We start from the raw sequence: 22,822 nt of genomic DNA, 5'->3' as shown, positions 1-22,822 counted from the left end.
CCGCGCGCCGGCGCCCCGAATGTACGACCGGGTATTCCCACGTTCCATACACGGCTTGTTTCATGCAGGAAGGTCCGTAAGCCGGAGCTCAAGAACCGTGGTTATCTTCGCACCCCAAAATTTACGGATTGTATGGCCACCGAGATCGACTTCAAAGCCCTAACCGCCCACGCTAAAGAGAACGGCTTCATTTACCAGAGCAGTGAAATCTACGACGGACTGGCCGCGGCTTACGACTACGGCCCCAACGGCGTACTACTGAAAAACAACCTGAAGGAATACTGGTGGCGCAGCATGGTGCAGCTACACGACAACATCGTGGGCATCGACGCGGCCATCTTCATGCACCCCAAAACCTGGAAGGCCTCCGGCCACGTGGACGCCTTCAACGACCCGCTGATCGACAACAAGGACTCCAAAAAGCGCTTCCGCGCCGACGTGCTCGTCGAGGAGTATATGGACAAGATCGAGGCCAAGATCGACAAGGAGGTAGCCAAGGGCCAGAAGCGCTTCGGCGATGATTTTGACGAGGCGGAGTTCCGGGCTACCAACCCCAACGTGCAGCGCTACGTGCAGCAGTACGACGAGATCGCCAAGCGCCTGGCCACCGCCATGACCGACGGCAATATGGCCGAACTGAAGCAAATCATCGAGGACCTCGGCATCGCCGACCCCGATACCGGCAGCAAGAACTGGACCGACGTGCGGCAGTTCAACCTGATGTTCTCCACCCAGCTGGGCAACATCGCCGGCGAGGAAGGTAAGCTGTACCTGCGGCCGGAAACCGCCCAGGGTATCTTCGTCAATTTCACCAACGTCCAGAAGACCACCCGCCAGAAACTGCCCTTCGGCATCGCCCAGATCGGCAAGGCCTTCCGCAATGAGATCGTCGCCCGGCAGTTCATCTTCCGCATGCGGGAGTTCGAGCAGATGGAGATGCAGTTCTTCATTCAGCCCGGCACCCAGCAAGAGTGGTACGAACAGTGGAAAGCGGCCCGCATGAAGTGGCACCTGGCGCTCCACCCCCAGAGTAAGCTTCGTTTCCACGACCACGATAACCTGGCCCACTACGCCGACGCCGCCGTAGACATCCAATTCGAATTCCCCTTCGGTTTCAAGGAACTGGAGGGCATCCACAGCCGCACCGACTTCGACCTCGGCGCCCACCAGGAGCTCTCCGGCAAGAAGCTGCAGTACTTCGACCCCGAAACGAAGGAAAGCTACGTGCCCTACGTGGTAGAGACCTCCATCGGCGCCGACCGCCTCTTCCTGGCTACGCTGACCCACGCCCTCGTCGACGAGCAGGTGCCCGGCCAGGACGACCCGAATAACACCCGGACCGTCCTGAAGCTGCACCCCGCCCTCGCCCCCATCAAGGCCGCGATCATGCCCCTCAAGCGCAACGACGACCGGCTGGTCGGCATGGCAAAGGAGATCTTCGACGACCTCCGCTTCCGGTTCGAGGTGCAGTACGACGACACCGGCTCCATCGGTAAGCTCTACCGCCGACAGGACGCCGTGGGTACGCCCTTCTGCATCACCGTCGACTTCGACAGCCTGGAAGACGGCACCGTCACCGTGCGGGACCGGGATACGCTGGAGCAGGTGCGGGTGAAGAAGGAGGAACTGGGGGGGATGATTGGGCCTAAGGTGGATATGGGGTCGCTACTTCGCTCCGCTCAGTAGGTATTAAACACAGAGTTTCCACAGAGGATATGCACAGAGGTGCCACGGAGCTGCCGGCAAAGCGTCTCTGTGACACCTCTGTGATGAACTCCGTGGCACCTCTGTGTTTAACGTTACAACGTACCAGCCGCCTCCCGAAACACCGTAGCCAACACCACCTGCCCCGCCGCCCGCAGCGTACGCTTATCGATGACGTCCATATTATCATCGCCGGTGTGCCAGTGGTCGACGAACTGGCTGGAGCGGCTCCCGTCGTTCCGAGGCATATTGATGATGTCGATGGTGGGGATGCCGGCGATGGTGTTGATGAAGAAGTGGTCGTCGATGATTCCGTTAGCCCGCTCGTTCACGTAGTAATCGCCGTACCCCATGCTGTGGGCCAACCGCCAGACCTTCCGGACCAGTTCGGGGGCGTACCGCTCGCTGTTGCCCTCGACCGGGAAATTCGCATCCCGCGCGCCCACCATATCGAGTAGGATACCAAAACGGGGTTTGGGTTCGATGACATTCCGGGAATAGTATTGAGCGCCCAAGGCCCAGCTTTCCCGCTTTCCGCCGTTGGATTTACCGTAGTCCTCGGCATCCAGCAGGACGATATCCACCCCGATGTCGGGTTTATTTTGACCCAACTGGCGGGCCACCTCAAGCAGCACCCCTACCCCACTGGCACCGTCGTCGGCGCCGTTGACCACTGCGTTGGGGTCGTCTTCGAGCGGACTATCGGCAAATGGGCGGGTATCCCAGTGAGCCGCCAGGAGAATGCGGTCTTCCAATTCCGGTGCGAAGCGGGCGATGATATTCGTAGCGCTCAGGTTGGTACCGTCGTAGGCTTCGGCCTCGAAGTCCTGCTCCCGTACTTCGGCACCGAAGCTTTCAAGTTTTTGGACCAGCCATTCGCGGGTTTGGGCGTGGGCGTCCGAATTGACTACCCGCGGTCCGAAGCTGACTTGCTTTTCCACGTAGGCGTAGGCGCTGTCGCGGTCGAATTTGGGGATCGGTTTGGCTTCTGTGGGCTCCCGGGGTTCGGACACCGCCGCCGGCATATCCTGAATGGGGGGATTAGCGTCACTCTGGCAAGCGGTAAGGGCGAGGGAGATGGCGAGAAGGACGTAGAGTAAAGACTTCACCTGGTGTGGGGTGGTTTATTTGGTTTATTCGTCAGACGATTTTCAATCGGCTGACGAAGGCTAAGTGATGATGCTTAACCGGCTGACGAAGGCTAGCTGGTCAGAGGGGCACCCTACTTCGTCACCTGCTCGGCGTCTTCGAGGATGTACATCAGTTGGTTGATGTTCTCGTTGTTGAGCTTCAGTTTGCCCCGGAGGGTGATGCGTTCGGTGCTGTACTTCACCGGATCGGTGGCGGTGACTTCCATCACCGTCTCGGGCCCGGCACCACCACAGAAGAAGCACATGTTGTAGGGAAAGGCGCTGAACACGAACTCATTGTGGCTTTTGTAGCCTTCCACCGGTACGATGTAGCCGCTGATCTCGATCGTTTCGCCCTCCATCGCCTGGATGTCCTTGGCGAAAACCGGAACGTCTACTTTAAATCCGAGCAGTTCGTCGTATTTCTTTTCGTAACTCACCTTGGCGAGGTCTTGCCAGACGGAAGCGGCATCGGACTGGGCAATTCCTAAAGCCGAATAAGTGAGAAAAGACAAGAGCAGGATGGCGCGCATAGCTATTTACTTTGGATAGGATAAAGGTAACGCGCCTGGTCGCGCCGGGGCTGCAAACAAAGCGTTAAAGCCTACCAGCCACCACCGGCACCGCCGCCGCCGAAGCCACCACCGCCGAAGCCGCCGAAGCCGCCACCGCCCCCAAAACCGCCGCCACCACCACCGCCCCCGCCGCCGAAGCCGCCGGGCAGGATGAACCATCCGCCACCACGGCGCCGCCGTTTGGGGTGACCGTCATAGTGACCGCCGCGCCAGTACCCGCCGTCGTCGTCATCGTCGTCGTCGTGACGGTTGCCGAAGCGGTTGAGGAGCATGAAAATGATGAAGATGAACAGGAAGATGTAGAAGGGCGGGATGCCGCCGGTGCGCTCCTCGGGCACCTCATCCGCTACATATTCTCCCTCACCGGCCTTCATGACCGCCTGGGCGGCCCCGGAAATACCGGCGTAGAAATTACCCTCCCGGAAGGCGGGCGTCATGATATTGCGGATGATGCGGCCGGCCTGGGCGTCGTTGAGGAAGCCCTCGACGCCGTAGCCCGTCTGAATGTAGATCTTCCGATCGTCGCGGGCGACGTAAATCAGTACCCCGTTGTCGCGGTCCTCACTGCCGCCGACGCCCCACGCATCGGCAATGGCGAAGCTACGCTCGAAGGCGTCCTGCCCCTCCAGCGACGGTTCGGTGACCACGGCGATTTGGGTAGACGTCTCCCGGGCGTAGGCGTTGAGCATCTGCGTAAGCTCCGCCTGCTGAGAGGAGGTCATCATGCCGGCGAAGTCGTTGACCAGCTGGTTGGTCGGCTGGGGAACCTCCGGCTGGGCGAGCAGGGCCAGCGATGTGAGCAACAGCACCACCAACGCCGACCAGCGGGACGGGCGAAAATCGGGCAAGGACAGGTACTGTTTCACGGTTGGGTATTTGCGGGCTCCGGTGCGGAGCGTAGGTGAGCCGGGACGGTTCAGTCCCGGCTTACCGGTTATAACTAATCTCGTCGGGCAACTCGTTCACGTCATCGGACTGGTAGGGGAAGTACTGTTTGAGGTTCCTGCCGATCTGCTGCACGGCCAGTTCGATACCGGTAGCGAAATCGCCCTGGCGAAAGTGCTGCTGCATCAGGTCCCGCTCGTCGTCCCAGAAGTCTTTCGGCACTACCTTATTGATTCCCTCGTCGCCGAGGATGGCGAACTCCCGCCGGTCCACCGCTAGCAGGATCAGCACGCCGTTCCGATCTTCGGTGTCGTCCATTCCTAGCTCGTGAAAGATGCGCTTGGCTACTTCCAGCGCCGGCTTCCGCGCGCCAACTTCCACGTGGACGCGGATTTCTCCGGAGGTGGCGAGTTCGGCTTCGCGGATGGCGGTTACGATCCGGTTTTCTTCTTCTTTATTGAAAAATCGGACCATTAAAATTCGACCGTCGGGGCATTTTGGGCACCGGCCTCGGCCTGGAACTGGGGTTTCTCATCGAAGCCGAAGACGGACGCGAATACCGCACCGGGGAAGCGGCGGATTTGCTTGTTGTACTCCGTCGCCTCTTCGTTGAAGCGGGTACGGGCTACGGCGATGCGGTTCTCGGTACCGGCAAGCTCATCCTGCAGCGCCAGGAATTGCTGGTTCGTTTGCAGCTGGGGGTAAGCCTCGGCGGTAGCTAACAACCGGCCGAGCCCCTGCGATACCTGGGCCTGGGCGGCCTGGAATTGTTCGAGCATTTCGGGATTGAGGTCGTTGGCATCGATATTGATGGAGGTGGCGCGGGCGCGGGCCTCCGTTACGGCTTCCAGGGTTCCGCGTTCGAATTCGGCGGCGCCCTTCACGGTATTCACTAAATTGGGAATGAGGTCGGATCGGCGCTGATACTGCGTCTCCACGTCGGACCAAACGCGCTCTACGTCTTCCTCGGCGTTGACGAAGCCGTTATAGCTGGTACAGCCCGCAATGAGCAGGACACCCAGAATACCGACAATAACCGCCAGCGTGGTAAATGATCTCATGGTCTATGTAATTTTAAAAATTCCGTCAGTATAACATCGGCAGTGACGGGAAGGGTGAAGTGTTGGTCGAGTCGGGCGCGTAATTCGTCGTTATCCAAGCCCGCATCGTTCAGGTAAACATCCAGTTTTCTTAGCAGTTCGCGCCGCAACTGCTCCCGCAACCACTCGATCCGTTGCTCGGCCCGCTGCCGCTGAATCCCTTCCCGCAGCTCGGTCCGGTAGGTGTCCATCCGGTCGGCGATTTCCGTCAGTCCCTGCCCGGTGAGCGCACTGGCGCTGACCACTTCCACCGTCCAGCCATCCGGGCGGGCGGGGGCCAGGTGCAGGCTACGGCGTAATTCTGCGGCGGCCAGCCGGGCTTCCCGGGGCAGGGCGTCCGCTTTGTTAACTACGATGTGATCCGCCAACTCCAGTATCCCCCGTTTGATCCCCTGCAGTTCGTCGCCGGCCGCCGGTTGGGCCAGGAGCAGGAAGGCGTCCGTCATGCCGTGTACCTGCCACTCGGCCTGGCCCACCCCTACCGTTTCCACGATCACGTAATCGTAACCGGCCGCTTCGCAGAGCAGCACGGCGGCCCGACTGGCGGCCCCCACCCCCCCTAGCTCGCCGGCGTTGGGGCTGGGTCGGATGTACACCCCGTCCTGCCGCGTCAATTCCTCCATGCGCGTCTTATCGCCTAGGATGCTTCCTCCGCTCAGGCTGCTGCTCGGGTCGATGGCCAGCACCGCCAGCCGGTGGCCGCGCCGCAGCAGTTCCATTCCGTAGGCTTCGATGAAGGTGGATTTCCCCACCCCTGGCGTGCCACTGACCCCGAGTCGGAAAGTAGGTGCTTCCGGGCGGTGGGCTTCGGCCAGGGCGATCAGCTCCGCGGCGGCGGCCCGGTCCGCGGCTCGGGTGCTCTCCACCAGCGTGATAGCGCGCCCCAGCGCACGGCGATGCCGGGGTGATTGAAGATCGTGAAAGAGCTGGTCCGGGCGCATCGGCGAAAGGGTAAGATTAGCCGGAGGCTGTTAAATAATAACTAAATGGCCCCGGGGGTAGGGCGGGATCAGGCCCAAGGCATTTCATTTATAATCCGGCCACCCCACCTACCCGATCGCTATTTCGCGAGTCTGCCCCGGGCGGTGCGGGTGTCCGGATTTTTATCAATCGATCATCCCCCGCAGCTTTGCCAGCTGCTCCGGATTGCCCACCACGATAAAGCTACCGTTCGGCTGCAGGATGGTTTCCGGACCGGGGTTAACCTCGTATTTCCCGGTACCGAGCCGGTGGCCGATGATGTTCACGCCCGTATGCTTGCGCAGGCTCATCTCCAGGATCGGTTTCCCGCGGTAGCGTTCGGGCAATTGGTCGTACCGGATTTCCTCGAACCCGATATCGGCCGATAGCTCATTGGTGATGAAACTGAAAAACTCCACGGCCCCGGGCTTCGAGATCAGGGTGGCCATGTAGAAGCCCCCGATCTGCTCGGGCATGATAACGTGGCTGGCCCCGGCCTTCATCATTTTTTCACGCCCGCGCACCTCCTTGGCCCGGCTGACGATGCGCAGGTTCGGATTGAGATCCTTGGAAGAAAGGACGATAAACAGGTTGTCGCTATCGTCGTTCAGGGCCGTGATCAGCGCGCTGGCCCGCTCGATGCCGGCGGCGAACAGGGCATCGTCGTGGGTGGCGTCGTCGTGGACGTAAAGCACCTCCTTATCCTCCTCCAGTAAACCGTGGAGCTTCTCCTCGTCCAACTCGATAATGACGTAGGGGTGGTTATGCAACTGCAGGTGGCTGACGATCTCGCGGCCGTATTTTCCGTATCCACACACGATGGTGTGGTGCTTTAGCTTCCCGATCTTGGATTGAATACGGTTGTACTGCATGGTTTCAAAAAGTCTTCCGTCAAATACGAAGTATGAAAAGGCGGCCAGCACGTAACCGACGATGCCGATGTTGACGACCACCAGCCCCGAAACAAATAATCTTCCCGCATCCGACAGCGGCCGCACCTCCCCGAAGCCCACCGTGGAAATCGTGATGACCGACATATAGAAAGCCTCCAGCAAGGTATATCCCTCGATGAGCATCAGCCCGCCCGTGCCGATCGCCAACGTGATCAACAACAATACCAGCGCTAACCGGAGGTCGAGCGCCGTAGTCGATAAACTCAGCCGGGAAAGCGATCGGGAGGCCATGGCGGCAAAATACGGTGTGGGGTGTTGGGGTGTCGGTTGTCGGGGTGTCGGTTGTCGGGTTGTCGGTTGTCGGTTGTCGGTTTGTCGGTTGTCGCCTCGCTGGTGCAGCGTTCGTTCTAGGGCGGGCGTAGCCGGTCGGAGAAGTATGCTAGGCCCTTCACTCGCTTCGCTCGTTGCAGACCTCGCTCGATATAGCGTCCCTTCCAGGGCCGGGTTAGGGTCCGGGCACCAGCGTGCGCCTTGCTACTGTCCGGACACCCGCAGGAAACCTACTGCGTACGGCCACACTCCGGGGTCCTGCGCATAATAATGCTTTAGCGAATACGCCAGGACCTCGTACGGTCCGGGGCGGAACGAAACCCCTTCCGTAGCGCGAGGCCCTTCGATCGCCAGCTCGCTGCAGACCTCGCTGCCAGAAGCGTCCCTTCCAGGGCCGAACTACGGACCGAGTCTTATAAGCAACCAGCCGCCCCACGAGCGAAGCGAGCTGACTCTTGCGGCAGCCCAATCAGCAATCGCAAATCAAGTATCGCGAATCAACCATCACAAGCCCGGAGTATGCCCCCACCCAAGGCGGAACTGCCCGCACGAGCGTAGCGAGCGCCCCCGTGCGGCAGCCATTCACCCATTCAAAAATTCACCGATTCACCAATTCCTCTCACCCCCGAACCTGACCATCCCCCCGCACCAGCCACTTGTAGCTCGTAAGTGCTTCCAGCCCCATGGGTCCGCGGGCGTGTAGCTTCTGGGTGCTGATCCCGATCTCCGCGCCGAGCTCGAACTGCCCGCCGTCCGTGAAGGCCGTGCTGGTATTAACGTATACGACGGCCGCGTCCACCTCGCGGAGGTAGCGTTCCTGGTTTACTTCGCTGTCGCTGACGATGCTTTCACTGTGGCGGCTGCCGTGGCGTTCGACGTGTGCTATTGCCTCGTCGATTCCATCCACCACTTTTACGGACATCGCCATGCGCAGAAATTCGGTGCCGAAGGAATCCTCGTTGGCGTGCTTAAGCAGGGCCGATGGATAGCGACCATCCAGGGCTTCGTAGGCGGCTTCGTCGGCGTACACTTCGCAGTGGTGTTCTTCGCCCAGCATAGCCAGCAGTTCCGGAAGGTGGCCCAGTTGCGACCGGTGCAGCAGCAGACAGTCTAACGCGTTGCACACGCTTACCCGCCGGGCCTTGGCGTTGGTGACGATGTCCTTCGCCCAGTCCAGATTGGCGGGGCTGTCAACGTAGGTGTGGCAGATGCCGGCCCCGGTTTCGATCACGGGTACGGTGGCATTGGCGCGGACATAATTGATGAGGCCCTGGCTACCGCGGGGAATAATTACGTCCACCAGGCCGTCGGCGGTCAAAATCGGTTGTAGCGCTTCCCGTTCGGCGGGGGCCAGGTAGCAGGCTTGGGGCAGACCCGTTTCCTCCAGGGCCCGGTCGATCAGTTGTTTGATGGCGCGGTTGCTGTCGGCGGCGTCGCGGCTCCCCTTCAGCACGGTGGCGTTGCCGGCCTTCAGATTCAGGGCGAAGACGTCGAAGGTTACGTTGGGCCGCGATTCGAAGACGATGCCCACCACCCCGATCGGGACCGTCACCCGGCTGAGTAGCAAGCCGTTACCCAGCTCCCGCTCTTCCACCTTACGGCCCAGCGGGGAGGGCAATCCGGCCACCCGGCGCAGGTCGGCGGCGATGGCGGACAGCCGCTCCTCGTTCAGCAGCAGCCGGTCGTACTTGGGATCTTCCGGGTCCATACGGCTCAGGTCCTGGGCGTTCGCGGCCAGGAGGGCGGACATGTGGGCTTCGGTCAGATCCGCCAGGCGGAGCAGGCAGTCGTTGAGCTGCCGTTCGCCGAGGCGGTTCAATTGATTGGCGGCGGCGCGCAGGTGCCGCAGCCGTTCGGAAATCGAGGTTTCCTTTATGGTATCGGTGGTCATGTCGGTGGTGGGGTTAATGTACGGTCTCGGTCTGGGTAGCCACGGACCAGCTATTACCAAACGGATCGGTGAAGCCGCCACGGCGATCGGGATCATCGGGACGGGTCTGGGGCTCGCCGTTGGACGTACAGCCGGCCGCAATGGCGCGCTGGTAAAGGTCGTCCACGTCGGCTACGTAGAGGTGGGTCAGGGGCTTATTGGGGCCGTATTGTTCGTTGGCGTCGGCCAGCATCAGCACGGTATCGTCGATGCGGACTTCGGCGTGCACCACCCGACCCTCGTAGGTATAGTGCCGTAGCCGTTCGGCACCGAAGACCTGTTCCAGAAACTCAATGTACCGGTCGGCCCCCTGTACCACGTGGTAGGGAGAAAGGCTAGTGTAGTTGGCTGGCTTGTAAGCGAGGGGCATGAGCGAGAACTAATCGGTTGCGCAATACGACGAATAAAATGAACAATCGGCGGGGCGCTGCGGCGTTTTGTGAAGACCCAACCGGATCCACAAAATAAGATGCTTACCGTATTCTCCGAGCACTACCTTACTCCCGACGGCCGGTTGTACTTCCCGACCTGGACCGCCGAGCTCCACCGTTCCCTGGCCAAGTTCGATGGTTTCAGCAAGCTGGAAGCCGTCGAAGACTTGGAACGCCCGGAACGGCAACTACTTTGGATCACCTTTCACGACATGGAGTCGATGCTGCGCTGGAGCAGCTCCTGTGACCACCGCCGCGTGATGGGGCTCATGGAGTGGAAGCAGCTGCGGAAGCCGTATACGCAGCTGTTAGTTCCGACCGTACATTCTTCCCGCGCTCCGGCGCAATAATAACCTTCGCGGCAACCGCGCGTTTCTCCAGGATAACCCCAAGAAACATGCGCCTGGAGCACATCGGCATCGCCGTAGCGAACCTCGACGAAAGTGAAAAACTGATCGCGAAATTGCTCGGCCGCGACCCCTACAAGCGGGAAACCGTGGCGGAACAGTCGGTCACGACCAGCTTTTTCACCGGCGGTAGTGACGCGGCGAAATTGGAACTCGTCGCCCCGGAGCGTGCGACCGGCCCCATCCAGAAATTCCTCGAAAAACGGGGGCCCGGCATCCATCACCTGGCCTTCGAAGTGGACGACATCGCCGCGGAGATGCGGCGACTGCGGGAAGACGGCTTCGAACTGCTGCAGGAGCTCCCGAGTGAAGGGGCGGACGACAAACTCGTCTGCTTTCTGCACCCCCGGAGTACCAACGGGGTCCTCGTGGAAATTTGCCAAAGCAAAGGCGCATGATCAACGAAAAGCGCCTGCTGCTAATCCTGGCTACGGTACAGTTTTGCCACATTATCGACTTTATGATCGTCATGCCCCTGGGCAAAACGATCATGAACGCCTTCGACATCACCCCCGGACAATTCGCCTGGGTAGTGAGTGCCTACGCCCTGGCGGCCTTCACCGGCAACCTGGTGAGCACGGTCGTGATCGACCGTTTCGACCGGCGCTCCGCCCTGCTCTTCCTGTTTACCTGCTTTACGGCGGGTACGCTGGCCTGTGCCTTCGCGCCGACCTACGGATTCCTCTTGGCGGCCCGCTTCGGTACCGGCCTTTTCGGCGGAACGCTGGGCGCGCTGGTACTGGCCGTGGTGGGCGATGTAATTCCCCTCGAGCGGCGCGCCTCGGCCATGGGCTGGGTGATGACCGCCTTTTCGGCCGCTTCGGTTATCGGCGTGCCGGCCGGCATCTGGATCGCGGCGGAGTACAGCTGGCATGCACCGTTTTACGCCACGGCGGCCCTCGCGGGGCTTTTCGTCACGATCGCCTTCTTCTTCGTTCCGTCCATGCGCGGCCACCTGGTCGACCAGACGATCGTACCCGAGGGTGACCAGTCAGAGATCGGCGACGATCCGGAGGCCCAGTTGCTGCAGCCGCGGTCGTGGTCAGGCAAGATCGCCGATCCCTTCCGCGCCATCTTTACCAACGCCAACCAGCGGGCGGCCCTGCTCTTCACCCTGACGCTGATGCTGGGGCACTTCACCATTATTCCCTTCATCGCGCCTTACATGCAGATCAACGTGGGCTTCGCCGACAAGCAGGTGAGCCTCATCTACCTGATCGGCGGGGCGCTGACGGTGATCCTCCTCCCCCTGTTCGGGCGGCTGGCGGACCGCTTTGGACGGCTCCGGGTCTTTACCATCTCCTCCGTACTGGCGCTCTTCAGTATTTACGCGCTCACCAACCTGGACACGAACTCCATCCCCGTCGCCCTACTGGTCACGAGCTCCTTCTTTGTCGTAGCGAGCGGCCGCAACGTCCCGGCGACCACCATGATCACTTCCGTGGTCCGCCCCGAGAACCGCGGGGGCTTCATGAGCATCCGGCAGTCGGTGAACGAGATGGCCCTGTTCTTCAGCAGCGTCGTGGCCGGCTTCGTGATTACCGAGGGTCCCGACGGCAAGCTGGAGCACTACGAACTGCTGGGGTACTTCACGATCTTCATGAGCATCGTGGCCGTGTTTACGGCGCGGCGGGTGCGGGCGGTGGCTTAGCAATTGGTGAATTGTTGAAGGGCTGAATGGGTGAATTGGCTCCGCAGGGGATAGCTCGTTGGGGAATGGGTGAATTGTTGAGGGACTGAATTAGTGCATTGGCTCCGCACGTTGGTTTGGCTACCCCGCCCCCACCCGAGCGCAGCGAGGGGCAATGTCCCGCACCTATTCGCTAATTCACCAATTCACCAATTCACTCATTAATTTCCGTACTTGCACCCATGAGCAAACGCATAGCCATCTTCGTCAGCGGCGGCGGGTCGAATGCCCGGGTAATGATCGATCGCTTCCAGGCGCACCCGGAGGATGGGGTGGAGGTCGTTTTGCTGGTAAGCAACAAGGCCAGCGCCGGCGGACTGACCATTGCGGCGGAGCGCGGGATACCGAGCCTCGTGGTAAACCGAAATGACTGGGCAACGGGCGAAGACCTGCTCGCGGCCCTGGAAGCTTACCGGGTAGACTTGATCGTGCTGGCGGGTTTTCTCTGGCTCATCCCCGCTTACCTGGTGCAGGCTTACCCGAACCGGATCGTCAACATCCACCCGGCCCTGCTGCCCCGCTACGGGGGGAAAGGCATGTACGGCAAGCACGTCCACGAGGCGGTCAAAGCCGCGGAGGACACCGAAAGCGGCATCACCGTCCACTACGTCAATGAAAACTACGACGAGGGAAATATCATCTTCCAGGCCGCCGTACGCCTCGACCCCGACGACTCTCCGGAGCAAATAGCCGAGCGGGTGCTCCGGCTGGAGCACGGGAATTACTGGCGGGTGGTGCGGGGGTTGTAGTTCGCTGTAGGAGGCTGCCTCCCGGCAGCGGAAGTACGACGCAGTCTCCGACTGCGCTGGACTTAGCGCTTGGAACTTCGCGGCCGGAGGCCGCTTCTTACTGCCGCGGTCGGAGACCGCCTTATACTTCGTAGCGCTCCGCCATCTTCCGGTCCTTGCGGCCGATGCTCAGCTCCACCAGCAGTAGCAACACCGCCGGTGCCAGAAACCAGTAGAAGTAGCTGTCGTAGCTGCTGAACTCCTGGGTTTCGAATTCCTGTTTTTCGATACGGTCAACCTGGGCGCGGAGGGCCTGGGCGAGGTTTTCGGCGTCACCGCTGAGGGTGAAGTAGGCGCCACCGCCGCTGGTGGCGATGGTTTCCAGGGTGGCAAAATCGGCGCTGGTGGTGGCCGGTCCGCCTCCGGCCTCGCGGATGTAGTCGCTACGGCCGTTGTTGAGCTGAACGGGCATCAGGCTGCCGCCGGGCTTCCCTACGCCGACGGTGTAGACGAGCAAGCCTTCCGCATTCGCCCGGGCGGCGGCGGCGGCGGCTTCGCCACTGTGGTCCTCCCCGTCGGAGACGATAATGAGGGCCCGGTGATTGGCGCTCTCCGCGTCGAAGGCGGCCTCGGCGGTGGTGATGGCCTCGGCCAGGTTAGTGCCCTGGGCACTGATCTGGTAGGGTGCGGCCGTGCTCACCACGTTTTTGACGAAGGCGTAATCGGTCGTCAGGGGTGCGGCCATGACGGCGGTGCAGGTAAACAATTCCACGCCGATATTATTACCGGCCAGTTCGTCGACGAGGGTATTGGTAAAGAAGCGGGCGCGGTCCATCCGGCTGGGCTGTACGTCTTCGGCCCGCATGGAGTTGCTGATGTCGAGGGCGACGATCAGGTCGATGCCCCGCCGCTGGATTTCCTCCCGCTGCGCCGACCACTGGGGGTTAGCCAGCGCCACCACGAGCAGCGGCAGACTCAGGGCCACCAACCCGAATTTCGTCCACGGCATTCGCCGGTTGACACCCGGAGCCAGGTAGCTGAGCAGTTCCCGGTCCGCAAAGCGATCCAGGGCCGCCCGCCGCTGCCGCCAGTACCAAAAGAACAGCCCGACGACGATCGGCACCAGCAGGAGCAGCCAGAAGTATTCGGGGTGTTCTACGCGGAACATGGGGATGGGTTATGATGGTGAAGGTACGGTGTTTTGCCAGGCTCTGTGGCTAAGGGCCGCTGCGGATAGCTATGGCTCGTCTTTCATTTACTCGTCAGACGAACCCCGGGCAGCTGCGCCGCTTGGGGGATTCGGCTGACAAGCAGCACGCCCCCGGACCTTTGCGAGCGGACCCCTTCCTCAGTGATTCCTCTGTGACCGCCGTAGGCAGCAGCGCAGCTAATCCCTCTGCGTCCTCGGTGGTGAACCGATGCCCTACCGCAGCTTAATCCCATCAATGATCTTCATAATATCCGGCGTAAGCTCCTTCGGCATTTCGAAGGTATCCCGCCGGTAGTCCGACCAGGCTTTTTCTTCCTTGATCTGGGCTTTGACTTCCTTGGCCAAAGGACGGAGCAAATAATCCAGGTCGGGGTACTTGTCCAGCAGCAGCTTGATGACCCGTTCGCTCTCATCCATGCTGTTGCTGGGAAACAGATCCACCTGGCAGGCGATCTCGATGCGGCGGCGCTGCTTGCTGTAAAACCACTCCTGGACCTCCTCGGCGTCGATGGTTCCCCGGGCGTCTGCCGACCAGATCAGTACGTTGTAGAGTTCCGCCACCTTCATAGGGGGGATGCCGTCGCTCAGCCGGAACAGTAGTTCGGTAACGCCCTCCTCCGGCAGGGAATCCCGTAGCTCCGACAGGGCAGTGAACATTTCTTCCGCGAAGGTCACCTGCTCGTAGCCGGGCTTGCCCTCGATGTACATCAGGTCGTAAACGCGGGCGAGTTGCTGGCGGGCAGCGGCTAAGGATCGGGGCACGGTGATAACGGTTTAAGGGATCGTTCTTAACACCGTATACCGCAACAGGGTTTCTAACAACAGTAACGCGAGACCCACCCAGAGAAAACCGGCGAACTGCTCCTCGTAGCGGCGGAAAACGGTGGTCTCGATCTCGGTTTTCTCCAACTCGTCAATGTAGTCGTAGATGGATTCCAGTTCCTCCGAATCGCGGGCGCGAAAGTAGCGGCCGTCCGTTTCCTCGGCGATGTAGGCCAGCAGCCTGTCGTCCACCGTACCGCGGGTGGGTTTGAAGCGGTAGCGGCCGCCGCCGATCGGAGCGGAGGGCATGAGGGTCTCCTCCCCGCTGCCCACGCCGATGGTGTACACGCGGATTCCGAACTGCTTGGCGATCTCGGCGGCTACCTCGGGTTTGTGGCGGTCGCCGGCATTGTTCTCCCCGTCGGTGAGGAGAATAATAATTTTCGAGGCGGCCTCGCTCTCCTTGAGGCGGTTAATCGCGGTTTCGAGCCCCAAACCGATGGCCGTGCCGTCCGTAATTTCCCCCATTTCCAGTTCACCGATAAAGCGGTCGATGATCTCCTTATCTACGGTGAGGGGCGACTTCGTATAGGCCTCCCCGGCGTAGGCCACCAGTCCGATACGGTCGTATTCCCGGCGGCTCACGAAGTCACGGGCGACTTCCTTGGCCACCTCCAGTCGGTTGGGCGTGAAATCCTGGGCACCCATACTCGTGGAAAGGTCCATCGTTAGCACGATATCGATGCCTTCGGCGGTAACGGATTCCTCGCTGAGGTCGAGGCGCGGACGGGCCAGGGCCACGATCATCAGTACCAGGGCGGCGACGTGCAGGAGCGGTAAAAAGGGCCGCAGGGTACTGCGCCAACTGGTGAGCCCATCTACCGACCGCGTACTCGGCAACCGCAGACTGACAATCCGTTCACCGGCGCGCCGCTGGTTCCATACGTAAAGCAGCACCGGTAACACCGCCAGCGGCAGTATCCAGGGATAAACGAAGGTAAATTGACTCCATTCCGCCATCAGGAAGGCTCTTTACGATTAGACAACTCATCCTCCACCGCAGTTTCAGCAACGGGCATGGGCTTCGTCTCCACGACAAACTCCCTTACGCGCTCCAGTCCCTGCGGATGCAGTTCCTCGGCCGGCGTGGCTTTGGCGAATTTGACCAGGTCCGACAGTTGCAGCAGTTCACTCAGTTCCGACCGCTGCTCCCGGTTCAGCCCCTCCCGGGTGTCGAGGGCGGTGGTGAGCTGGCGCGTAGTCATTTCGAGGGCCGGGATACCGAAGCGGGCTTCGAGGTAGGTGCGGAGGATGCGCGTCAGCTCTACATAGTACGTATCGGTCTGCCCGGATTGCCACAGTCGCTCCCGCTCCAGCACGTCGAGCCTGGCCAATGCTACTTCGTGGGGCGGCGGCGGTGGCGGGGGTGGCGGCACTTCCCGGGTCTGCCGACGGCGATATTCCCGGATGCCAAGACCGATCAACACCAGCGCCAGGATAGCAAACACCCACCAGTAATCAAGAAGGTTCCGCGGCTCTTCGATAATGGGCTTGATGGGCATGATTTCCTCCTCGTCCGACACCACCGCCCCACGTACCACCAGGCGCAAATCGGGAGTGAAAGCAGTATCCCTCACCCCATTCGCTCGTTCGTAAAAAACGGGGATCGGCGCGATGGTGACGTAGCCGGTATCGAAACTGGTAATGAGGAAACGTTGCTCCAGCAGCAGCTCCGGATTTTCGGCCACGGTGTTCAGTGCTTCGGCGCGGATGACTTCCAGCCCTTCCGATTCGGCCACTACGGCGGCGGGAACCGGATACACTTGCGTTCCCGGCGGCGCGGAGATATTCAGCGTCAGATTGATCTGGTCACCAATCACGATCTCCTTCCGCGCCAATTCCGCCCGAACGTTCACGGTGCGATTGGTCGACTGCTGGGCGACGGCAAACGCTACGGGCAAAAACAGCAGAAAAATCAGGAAACGCAAGGACATGACCACGAAGGTACGATGGACGGGAGATGTGCGCGCTTGGAGGACGGCGGGGCGGCACACCATGAACACTCGAAAGCAGCTTGCTTAAATTGGTAGCCGAATTTTCCTAGCGGCAGGTGCACCTCCGATTCGGGAGATAAACACGGAGTCCGCTTCGCGTTCCACAGAGAACCTTTATGGAGGTGCCACGGAGCACCTGCCACTTTACCCCATGTGCCCCACAATAATATCTGCGGGAAGTATGCAGTGCCCTACCGGTTAATTACCTCATGAGCGAAGCCGAGTCTCCACAGCTATCGGGACGGCAGCCAATTCACCCATTCAAAAATTCACCACTTCAATCATTGCCCCGCCAGCAGCTCTTCCATCCGGTGGCGGGTGACGCCGAAACGTTCCTTCACGGTGTCCCACTTCTCCTGCGCTCCGGCGCCATAGCCCTTTTCCCGTTTGAGGGCGGTGATCATGACATTCTTGGCCGTGTGTTCGAGCGGGATAAACTCGAAAATGCTGGTAGCGTAATCCTGCCCGTTGAGGTAGAGGGCGCGAAGCCCGTCGGTGACCATGGCGGCTTGCCGTTCCAGCAGGATGCCACTGTCGAGCAGGGGCCGGAGATCGGCCGGCACCTCCATATCGCGGCGTACCTGTTTCTGGCAGCAGGGGGCAACGATCATAATTTCTGCGCCAGCCTGAATCCCTTTGTACAGGGCGTCGTCGGTGGCCGTATCGCAGGCGTGGAGGGCGATGAGCATATCGAGCCGCTCGGCGGAGTAACTGTCGATGTAGCCTTCCTCGAAGTGGAGGTGCTGGAAATTGTTGACCGCCGCGATCTTCCGGCATTCCTCGACGAGTTGCGGACGGAGTTCCACCCCCGTCACCCGCACGTCGAGCCCCAGCGTATGGCGCAGGTGATCGTAGAGGGCAAAGGTGAGGTAGCCGCTGCCCGAGCCCATATCCACGACGTGGGCACCGGCAGGCAGGGGGTGCTGCTGAACGAGGCCATCCACGATCTCCACGAACTTGTTGATCTGCTTGTACTTGCGGCGGCCGTTGGCGGTCACCCGTCCCTCGGCGGTGGTGATGCCGAGGGCGTGGAGATAGGGGCGGTCGGCGGGGATGTCGCGGTATTTCTCCCGATTATGCGCCACCGTGACCTCCTCATGGCGGGCGGGTTCACCGCGCAGGCGGGCGTTCCCCTTCCTGCTTTGCATGATGGATAACTGCTCGTCGAGCGTAAACAGATCGCCGTTGTAATACACGGTTGCCAATTGATCGCGCAGGTAGGCGAGCCCGTCTTCGGGTGGGTAGTTCTTCGCTTCTTCCCGGTCGGCGAACCGGTGGGTGACCTGTAGCAAAGCCTCCCCCTTGATATCCACCGGCCGGGCATAAAGATTGCGGGGCGTGGCGGGATCCTTGCGCCGCGGCTTACTCAACGTAAGCTTGGCGAGCCGGCCTTTCGTGACGGCGCGATCGGCGGTGGCCCAAAAGATCTCGAGTGGTTCTGGCATTTTGCAAAGGTAATTGCGCCGGAGCGCAGGTGCCGTGCAACAGTGGATAACGGATGCTCCGCCAAATATACACGGAAAAATTTTTAATTCAAAACATTAAAACTATTTGTTTTTAATTTCTTTGCTCCCTATTTTTATGACTCACCCACACACTTTACCATGACCGTTCAACAAATTGCCGACCGCCTGGTCGAACTCAGCCGCCAGCAACAATCCACCCAGGCCTACCGGGAGCTCTTCGCCGAAGACGCCAGCAGCCACGAGATGCCGGGCGTGCCGGATGGCGACCTTACCGGCCTGGATAAGCTGATCGCGAAAAGCGAAGCCTACGACGAAAACATGACCGTACACTCCCTCGAAGTAACGGAACCCTTAGTATACCAGCAGTTCTTTTCGGTTGGTATGGGCATCGACGTTACCCGCGCCGACGGGAACCGCGTTCAGGAGTACGAGATCTGTGTCTACCAGGTACGGGACGGCAAGATCGTGGACGAGCGGTTTATTTATCCTATGGGGTAGTTTTTGGGGGGCAGTCCCCAAGCTTTGACTCGCACCGTAAGGTATTTGCCGCTTCCGTATCGAGACCGTAGCGCTGCAACTAGGCTGGCCACTCGCCCCCTGCTGCGCTTCGGGTAGGTCACTTACCGGGCCACCATTTTACGCAGTTCCTACCGGTTGGCGGGAAGTTCTGCCGCTAGTCAACGAGAATGTAGCACTGCAACCGGGCTGGCAGTTTACCGCTTCCTACGCTCAGGTGGGTCGCGAGCGGGTGCTCCCGAACCGGAGTCGAGCTTTCGACTTTGTCCCTTATCCTTCTTATTTCGTACTTTCTCCCAACCGCTTGCACAATAAATAACCACTGCTTACCTTTGCGGGCGTTTTCCGCGGGTGTGGTGAAATTGGTATACACGCTAGATTTAGGATCTAGTGCCGCAAGGCGTGAAGGTTCGAGTCCTTTCACCCGCACAATTGCCCCAGTAAAATTGGGGATTATAGCCTGCCCTCGGGTGGGCTTTTTCTTTAAAGTAGTAGCAAATGGCCGAAGTAACGTACGAAAAAACCGGACCGGTAACGGGAAGAATCCAACTGTTTTTCCCGAAGGAGGAGCTGAGCAAGAAACTCAACGAGGAGCTGAAAAAGGAAAGCAAGCGCGTTAGCATCAAAGGTTTCCGGAAGGGCAAAACCCCGATGTCCGCACTGCGCAAGCTGATGGGCAACCAGGTCTTCGGCCCGCTACTCGACCGTACGATCCAGGAGGAGCTGTTCGGCTACATCCAGGAACAGGACATTAAGCTGATCTTCAGCCCCCTGCCCGACGAAAGCGAACAGGTGGATCAGATCAGCGCCACCAATATCAAAGACCTGCGGCTGTCCTACGATCTGGGCCTCGAACCCGAATTCGAGCTCAAGATGCCCGAGCAGACCTTCTCCAAGTACGTCCTCGACACCAACGACGAGTTTCTCGATGAGCTGGTCGGGAACTTGCGTAAGCAACGTGGCGAAACCAAGGAGATCGAAGCAGGCCCCATCCAAAACGAAGACATCCTGGACGTTACCATACAGGAAGTTGACGGCGAACTCAGCAACGACGCCAAGCTCTACGTCGACAACCTCGAAGACGCCGTCAAGGCACAACTCGTCGGACAGGAAAAGGGCACCACCATCACCGTCGAGGATATCACCGCGGTAGAAAAGAACGGCTCGGAAAGCCACGCCCGCAAGTACCTCCTGGAACTGGGAGAAGACAACGAGGTTTCCCTCGACGACAAGTCATTCACCATCACGGTTAACAAGATCAGCCGTCTGGAGCCGGCCGAACTGAACGAGGAGTTTTACACCCAGTTCGACCCGGAGGGGAACGTCACCACCGAGGAGGAGCTGCGGGAAAAACTCGCCTTCGAGAATGCGAAGGGTTTCGACGCCCAGGGCACGTCCATGGCCAACTTCGAAATTCAGCGTGCCCTCGTGGAAGGTAACGACTTCGAGGTACCCGTAGAGCTGATGAAGAAGATCAGCAAGAACGACAAAGACAGCGACTTCGAGCTCTTCGAACGTGGCGTACGCTGGATGCTCATCCGCAACAAGATCGCCGCCGACAAGGAAATCGAGCTACAATACGAAGACATCCGCGCCGAAGCCCTCGAAAACCTGCTACGCATGCTCGGCGGTCAACGCCCCCCTTTCCTCAACGACGAGTTCCTGGACAACTACATCCAGAATATGCTCAAGGACGAGAAGCAACGGGAGGAGCTCACCAGCAACGCCATGGAAAAGAAAGTGATGGCCGCCGTTCGGGAAGACGTATCGCTGAAGGAGGAGCCCCTCAACGCGGAAGGCTTCAACGAAAAGATCAAGGCGTTCAACGAGGCTAACACGCCGGCCACGGAAGAGGAATAGCCGCCTCAACCGTAGCGAAGCTGGTACGTTTACGGGGAGAAGTAATCGTTAAAATTAGAATAATATGACTCCCCAAGTCCCCCAGGATGAATTTATGAAGTACGCTACCCGCCACATGGGTATGAGTACGATGCACCTGGAGAAATACGCCCAGACGGTCGGTGGCATGGCCACTCCCCAGATCACGGGCTTTTCCCCCAACGTTATCGAGGAACGGCAGATGAACGTTGCCGCCCTGGATGTTTTCAGTCGCCTGATGATGGACCGCATCATCTTTATGGGTGTAGCCGTTAGCGATTACGTCGCCAACGTCGTGCAGGCGCAGCTCCTATTCCTGGAGTCGGTCGACCCGAAGCGTGACGTACAGATGTTCATCAACAGCCCCGGCGGCAGCGTCATCGCGGGCATGGGCATGTATGACACGATGCAGTACGTGACCCCCGACGTGGCGACGATCTGTACCGGTCTGGCCGCCTCGATGGGCTCCGTCCTGCTGGCAGCCGGCGCGAAAGAGAAGCGCTCCATTCTTCCCCACGCCCGGGTGATGATCCACCAGCCCAGCGGTGGCATGCAGGGTCAGTTCAGCGACATGGAGATCAACTATCGCCTGATCTCTAAACTGCGTGAGGAACTGTATACTATCTTAGCCAACCATACTGGCCGCACCTTCGAAGAGATCGAGAAGGACAGCGACCGTGACAACTGGATGACGGCAACCGAAGCGGTGAACTACGGTATCGTCGATGAGGTCCTGCGCCGCGACAACAACGCGGAAAGCAAGTAAGCTACCACGCCAGTACCTGAATTACTGACACGGCGGGCCGTTTTATCGGCCCGCCGTTTTTTATAGAAAGACTATTCACACTCCCAGACTATGATGCGAGGTAAACGACAAGATTTTCGCTGTTCTTTTTGCGGCCGTGACAAAAGCGACGCCCTGGTACTCGTTGCCGGCCTGGACGCGCATATTTGCGAGGTCTGCGTAGAGCAAGCACAGGAAATCGTCGCAGAAGAGCTCTACGGCGGCCTCAACCCGGATAATCCGGAGCCTCAGCCGGAACAGAAAAAGTCCAAGTTCGAATTCAAGCTGCCTAAGAACATCATCCCCACGGATATCAAGCAGCACCTGGACAAATACGTGATCGGACAGGACGAAGCCAAAAAAATCCTCTCCGTGGCCGTCTACAACCACTACAAACGGCTCAGCCACCCGGCTATGGCCGACGACGAGGTCCAGATCGAGAAAAGCAACATTCTACTCGTAGGCCGCACCGGCACGGGCAAGACACTGCTCGCGAAGACCATCGCTAAGTTCCTCCAGGTCCCCTTCGCCATCGTGGACGCCACGGTCTTCACCGAGGCCGGCTACGTGGGGGAAGACGTGGAAAGCATTCTCTCCCGCCTGCTCCAGGTTTGTGACTACAACGTAGCCGCCGCCGAGCACGGCATCGTGTACATCGACGAGATGGACAAGGTGGCCCGGAAGAGCGACAACCCCAGCATTACCCGCGACGTGAGCGGCGAGGGCGTACAGCAAGCCATGCTGAAGATGCTGGAAGGCACCGACGTGAACGTCCCCCCCCAGGGCGGCCGGAAGCACCCCGAGCAAAAGCTCGTAAAGGTCAACACCCAGAACATTCTCTTCATCTGCGGCGGTGCTTTCGACGGCATCGAGAAGATCATTGCCCGCCGGACCAACACCAAGGTCATCGGCTACGGCAACGCCAACAAGCGGCAGATCCGGGAGGAGGACATGCTCCAGTACATCACCCACCGGGACGTCAAGCGCTTCGGCATGATCCCCGAGCTGATCGGCCGCCTCCCCATCATCTCCTTCCTGCGTCCGCTGGACCTGGACGCCATGAAGCGTATCCTGGTCGAACCCCGCAACAGCCTGCTACGGCAATACCAGCACCTCTTCCGGCTCGAAGGCATTAACCTGACCTTCTCGGAAGACGTGATCGAATACATCGCCAAAACCGCCCTCGAGTACGAGCTCGGTGCCCGGGGCCTTCGCTCCATCTGCGAGGCCATCATGACCGACGCCATGTTCGACCTCCCGGGCCGTAAGGATGTCAAGCACTATACCATCGATACCGTCTACGCCAAATCGAAGCTGGAAGGCGGTATGCTGGAGGTGCTGCGCACGGCAGCCTAAACGGGATTTCCCCTGGACTTTTTGCACAGATGG

General features: G+C 59.9%; 23 protein-coding genes and 1 tRNA gene. 10 read left to right on the top strand and 14 right to left on the bottom strand.

The window, feature by feature from the left end:
- The first annotated feature begins 132 nt into the window (after window positions 1-132).
- Window positions 133-1,686: a glycine--tRNA ligase gene (locus CLV84_RS01910; protein ID WP_104418045.1), complete on the top strand. Its 1,554-nt coding sequence runs from the start codon at window positions 133-135 to the stop codon at window positions 1,684-1,686.
- A 113-nt stretch (window positions 1,687-1,799) separates the two neighbouring features.
- Here the strand turns inward: CLV84_RS01910 and CLV84_RS01905 are convergent, their stop codons facing one another.
- The 9 genes from CLV84_RS01905 to CLV84_RS01865 all read right to left on the bottom strand — a co-directional run bounded on the left by CLV84_RS01905 (window position 1,800) and on the right by CLV84_RS01865 (window position 9,877).
- On the bottom strand, window positions 1,800-2,813 hold the full coding sequence (locus tag CLV84_RS01905; RefSeq protein WP_245911354.1) for a M28 family peptidase: 1,014 nt from the start codon (window positions 2,811-2,813) through the stop codon (window positions 1,800-1,802).
- Between the two features lie 113 nt (window positions 2,814-2,926).
- On the bottom strand, window positions 2,927-3,367 hold the full coding sequence (locus CLV84_RS01900; RefSeq protein ID WP_104418044.1) for a hypothetical protein: 441 nt from the start codon (window positions 3,365-3,367) through the stop codon (window positions 2,927-2,929).
- Between the two features lie 71 nt (window positions 3,368-3,438).
- Window positions 3,439-4,275 (bottom strand): TPM domain-containing protein, encoded by an 837-nt coding sequence (locus CLV84_RS01895; RefSeq protein ID WP_211295135.1) that lies wholly within the window; start codon window positions 4,273-4,275, stop codon window positions 3,439-3,441.
- A gap of 61 nt (window positions 4,276-4,336) precedes the next feature.
- Window positions 4,337-4,768 (bottom strand): TPM domain-containing protein, encoded by a 432-nt coding sequence (locus CLV84_RS01890; RefSeq protein ID WP_104418042.1) that lies wholly within the window; start codon window positions 4,766-4,768, stop codon window positions 4,337-4,339.
- The gene (locus CLV84_RS01885; RefSeq protein ID WP_104418041.1) at window positions 4,768-5,355 is read right to left on the bottom strand and encodes a LemA family protein; all 588 of its coding nucleotides are present in this window, start codon (window positions 5,353-5,355) and stop codon (window positions 4,768-4,770) included. Before CLV84_RS01885 ends, CLV84_RS01890 begins: the two co-directional genes overlap by 1 nt.
- Window positions 5,352-6,335, bottom strand: a complete 984-nt coding sequence (gene meaB / locus CLV84_RS01880; RefSeq protein ID WP_104418040.1) for a methylmalonyl Co-A mutase-associated GTPase MeaB — start codon at window positions 6,333-6,335, stop codon at window positions 5,352-5,354. Before meaB ends, CLV84_RS01885 begins: the two co-directional genes overlap by 4 nt.
- A gap of 165 nt (window positions 6,336-6,500) precedes the next feature.
- Window positions 6,501-7,538: a potassium channel family protein gene (locus CLV84_RS01875; protein WP_104418039.1), complete on the bottom strand. Its 1,038-nt coding sequence runs from the start codon at window positions 7,536-7,538 to the stop codon at window positions 6,501-6,503.
- A 658-nt stretch (window positions 7,539-8,196) separates the two neighbouring features.
- On the bottom strand, window positions 8,197-9,468 hold the full coding sequence (locus CLV84_RS01870) for a glutamate-5-semialdehyde dehydrogenase (RefSeq protein WP_104418038.1): 1,272 nt from the start codon (window positions 9,466-9,468) through the stop codon (window positions 8,197-8,199).
- A 13-nt stretch (window positions 9,469-9,481) separates the two neighbouring features.
- Complete coding sequence (locus tag CLV84_RS01865) at window positions 9,482-9,877, bottom strand: VOC family protein (RefSeq protein WP_104418037.1); 396 nt, start codon at window positions 9,875-9,877, stop codon at window positions 9,482-9,484.
- 99 nt (window positions 9,878-9,976) lie between these two features.
- Here CLV84_RS01865 and CLV84_RS01860 point away from each other — a divergent pair, with 99 nt between their 5' ends.
- The 4 genes from CLV84_RS01860 (at window position 9,977) to purN (ending at window position 12,784) form a co-directional block, all read left to right on the top strand.
- The gene (locus CLV84_RS01860) at window positions 9,977-10,288 is read left to right on the top strand and encodes a hypothetical protein (RefSeq protein WP_104418036.1); all 312 of its coding nucleotides are present in this window, start codon (window positions 9,977-9,979) and stop codon (window positions 10,286-10,288) included.
- Between the two features lie 47 nt (window positions 10,289-10,335).
- Complete coding sequence (mce, locus tag CLV84_RS01855; protein WP_104418035.1) at window positions 10,336-10,743, top strand: methylmalonyl-CoA epimerase; 408 nt, start codon at window positions 10,336-10,338, stop codon at window positions 10,741-10,743.
- The gene (locus tag CLV84_RS01850; protein WP_245911352.1) at window positions 10,740-11,996 is read left to right on the top strand and encodes an MFS transporter; all 1,257 of its coding nucleotides are present in this window, start codon (window positions 10,740-10,742) and stop codon (window positions 11,994-11,996) included. The genes mce and CLV84_RS01850 overlap by 4 nt, the downstream gene beginning before the upstream one ends.
- Before the next feature lie 221 nt (window positions 11,997-12,217).
- On the top strand, window positions 12,218-12,784 hold the full coding sequence (purN, locus tag CLV84_RS01845; protein WP_104418034.1) for a phosphoribosylglycinamide formyltransferase: 567 nt from the start codon (window positions 12,218-12,220) through the stop codon (window positions 12,782-12,784).
- A gap of 121 nt (window positions 12,785-12,905) precedes the next feature.
- Here purN and CLV84_RS01840 read toward each other — a convergent pair whose 3' ends face one another.
- From CLV84_RS01840 to CLV84_RS01820, 5 genes are all read right to left on the bottom strand, one after another.
- Complete coding sequence (locus CLV84_RS01840) at window positions 12,906-13,931, bottom strand: vWA domain-containing protein (RefSeq protein WP_104418033.1); 1,026 nt, start codon at window positions 13,929-13,931, stop codon at window positions 12,906-12,908.
- Between the two features lie 255 nt (window positions 13,932-14,186).
- Window positions 14,187-14,735 (bottom strand): hypothetical protein, encoded by a 549-nt coding sequence (locus CLV84_RS01835; RefSeq protein ID WP_104418032.1) that lies wholly within the window; start codon window positions 14,733-14,735, stop codon window positions 14,187-14,189.
- Between the two features lie 12 nt (window positions 14,736-14,747).
- A complete protein-coding gene (locus CLV84_RS01830; RefSeq protein WP_245911350.1) occupies window positions 14,748-15,755 on the bottom strand; it encodes a vWA domain-containing protein in 1,008 nt (335 codons plus the stop codon).
- Window positions 15,755-16,729 carry a hypothetical protein gene (locus CLV84_RS01825; protein WP_104418030.1) on the bottom strand — a complete coding sequence of 325 codons (975 nt, stop codon included), beginning with the start codon at window positions 16,727-16,729 and terminating at the stop codon, window positions 15,755-15,757. Before CLV84_RS01825 ends, CLV84_RS01830 begins: the two co-directional genes overlap by 1 nt.
- A 341-nt stretch (window positions 16,730-17,070) precedes the next feature.
- Window positions 17,071-18,234 (bottom strand): class I SAM-dependent methyltransferase, encoded by a 1,164-nt coding sequence (locus tag CLV84_RS01820; RefSeq protein WP_104418029.1) that lies wholly within the window; start codon window positions 18,232-18,234, stop codon window positions 17,071-17,073.
- Between the two features lie 159 nt (window positions 18,235-18,393).
- Between CLV84_RS01820 and CLV84_RS01815 the strand changes: the two genes are divergently transcribed.
- The 5 genes from CLV84_RS01815 (at window position 18,394) to clpX (ending at window position 22,789) form a co-directional block, all read left to right on the top strand.
- A complete protein-coding gene (locus CLV84_RS01815) occupies window positions 18,394-18,753 on the top strand; it encodes a nuclear transport factor 2 family protein (RefSeq protein WP_104418028.1) in 360 nt (119 codons plus the stop codon).
- Window positions 18,754-19,118: 365 nt separating this feature from the next.
- A tRNA-Leu gene (locus CLV84_RS01810) sits at window positions 19,119-19,200 on the top strand.
- Between the two features lie 69 nt (window positions 19,201-19,269).
- Window positions 19,270-20,631 (top strand): trigger factor, encoded by a 1,362-nt coding sequence (locus CLV84_RS01805; protein ID WP_104418027.1) that lies wholly within the window; start codon window positions 19,270-19,272, stop codon window positions 20,629-20,631.
- Between the two features lie 64 nt (window positions 20,632-20,695).
- Window positions 20,696-21,415 carry a ClpP family protease gene (locus tag CLV84_RS01800; RefSeq protein ID WP_104418026.1) on the top strand — a complete coding sequence of 240 codons (720 nt, stop codon included), beginning with the start codon at window positions 20,696-20,698 and terminating at the stop codon, window positions 21,413-21,415.
- A gap of 93 nt (window positions 21,416-21,508) precedes the next feature.
- Window positions 21,509-22,789, top strand: a complete 1,281-nt coding sequence (gene clpX, locus CLV84_RS01795) for an ATP-dependent Clp protease ATP-binding subunit ClpX (RefSeq protein WP_104419480.1) — start codon at window positions 21,509-21,511, stop codon at window positions 22,787-22,789.
- Window positions 22,790-22,822 lie beyond the last annotated feature (33 nt).

Source organism: Neolewinella xylanilytica (genome assembly GCF_002934605.1).
Lineage (GTDB): Bacteria > Bacteroidota > Bacteroidia > Chitinophagales > Saprospiraceae > Neolewinella > Neolewinella xylanilytica.
The sequence above is the reverse complement of the archived record's forward strand: the minus strand, read 5'-3'. Positions and strand labels throughout refer to the sequence as shown.

Excerpts from the sequence above, each read along its gene's own strand:
- CLV84_RS01910 (WP_104418045.1), top strand. The coding sequence starts at position 133 with ATGGCCACCGAGATCGACTTCAAAGCCCTAACCGCCCACGCTAAAGAG.
- CLV84_RS01900 (WP_104418044.1), bottom strand. The coding sequence starts at position 3,367 with ATGCGCGCCATCCTGCTCTTGTCTTTTCTCACTTATTCGGCTTTAGGA.
- CLV84_RS01890 (WP_104418042.1), bottom strand. The coding sequence starts at position 4,768 with ATGGTCCGATTTTTCAATAAAGAAGAAGAAAACCGGATCGTAACCGCC.
- CLV84_RS01885 (WP_104418041.1), bottom strand. The coding sequence starts at position 5,355 with ATGAGATCATTTACCACGCTGGCGGTTATTGTCGGTATTCTGGGTGTC.
- meaB (WP_104418040.1), bottom strand. The coding sequence starts at position 6,335 with ATGCGCCCGGACCAGCTCTTTCACGATCTTCAATCACCCCGGCATCGC.
- CLV84_RS01875 (WP_104418039.1), bottom strand. The coding sequence starts at position 7,538 with ATGGCCTCCCGATCGCTTTCCCGGCTGAGTTTATCGACTACGGCGCTC.
- CLV84_RS01870 (WP_104418038.1), bottom strand. The coding sequence starts at position 9,468 with ATGACCACCGATACCATAAAGGAAACCTCGATTTCCGAACGGCTGCGG.
- CLV84_RS01865 (WP_104418037.1), bottom strand. The coding sequence starts at position 9,877 with ATGCCCCTCGCTTACAAGCCAGCCAACTACACTAGCCTTTCTCCCTAC.
- CLV84_RS01860 (WP_104418036.1), top strand. The coding sequence starts at position 9,977 with ATGCTTACCGTATTCTCCGAGCACTACCTTACTCCCGACGGCCGGTTG.
- mce (WP_104418035.1), top strand. The coding sequence starts at position 10,336 with ATGCGCCTGGAGCACATCGGCATCGCCGTAGCGAACCTCGACGAAAGT.
- CLV84_RS01850 (WP_245911352.1), top strand. The coding sequence starts at position 10,740 with ATGATCAACGAAAAGCGCCTGCTGCTAATCCTGGCTACGGTACAGTTT.
- purN (WP_104418034.1), top strand. The coding sequence starts at position 12,218 with ATGAGCAAACGCATAGCCATCTTCGTCAGCGGCGGCGGGTCGAATGCC.
- CLV84_RS01840 (WP_104418033.1), bottom strand. The coding sequence starts at position 13,931 with ATGTTCCGCGTAGAACACCCCGAATACTTCTGGCTGCTCCTGCTGGTG.
- CLV84_RS01830 (WP_245911350.1), bottom strand. The coding sequence starts at position 15,755 with ATGGCGGAATGGAGTCAATTTACCTTCGTTTATCCCTGGATACTGCCG.
- CLV84_RS01825 (WP_104418030.1), bottom strand. The coding sequence starts at position 16,729 with ATGTCCTTGCGTTTCCTGATTTTTCTGCTGTTTTTGCCCGTAGCGTTT.
- CLV84_RS01820 (WP_104418029.1), bottom strand. The coding sequence starts at position 18,234 with ATGCCAGAACCACTCGAGATCTTTTGGGCCACCGCCGATCGCGCCGTC.
- CLV84_RS01815 (WP_104418028.1), top strand. The coding sequence starts at position 18,394 with ATGACCGTTCAACAAATTGCCGACCGCCTGGTCGAACTCAGCCGCCAG.
- CLV84_RS01805 (WP_104418027.1), top strand. The coding sequence starts at position 19,270 with ATGGCCGAAGTAACGTACGAAAAAACCGGACCGGTAACGGGAAGAATC.
- CLV84_RS01800 (WP_104418026.1), top strand. The coding sequence starts at position 20,696 with ATGACTCCCCAAGTCCCCCAGGATGAATTTATGAAGTACGCTACCCGC.
- clpX (WP_104419480.1), top strand. The coding sequence starts at position 21,509 with ATGCGAGGTAAACGACAAGATTTTCGCTGTTCTTTTTGCGGCCGTGAC.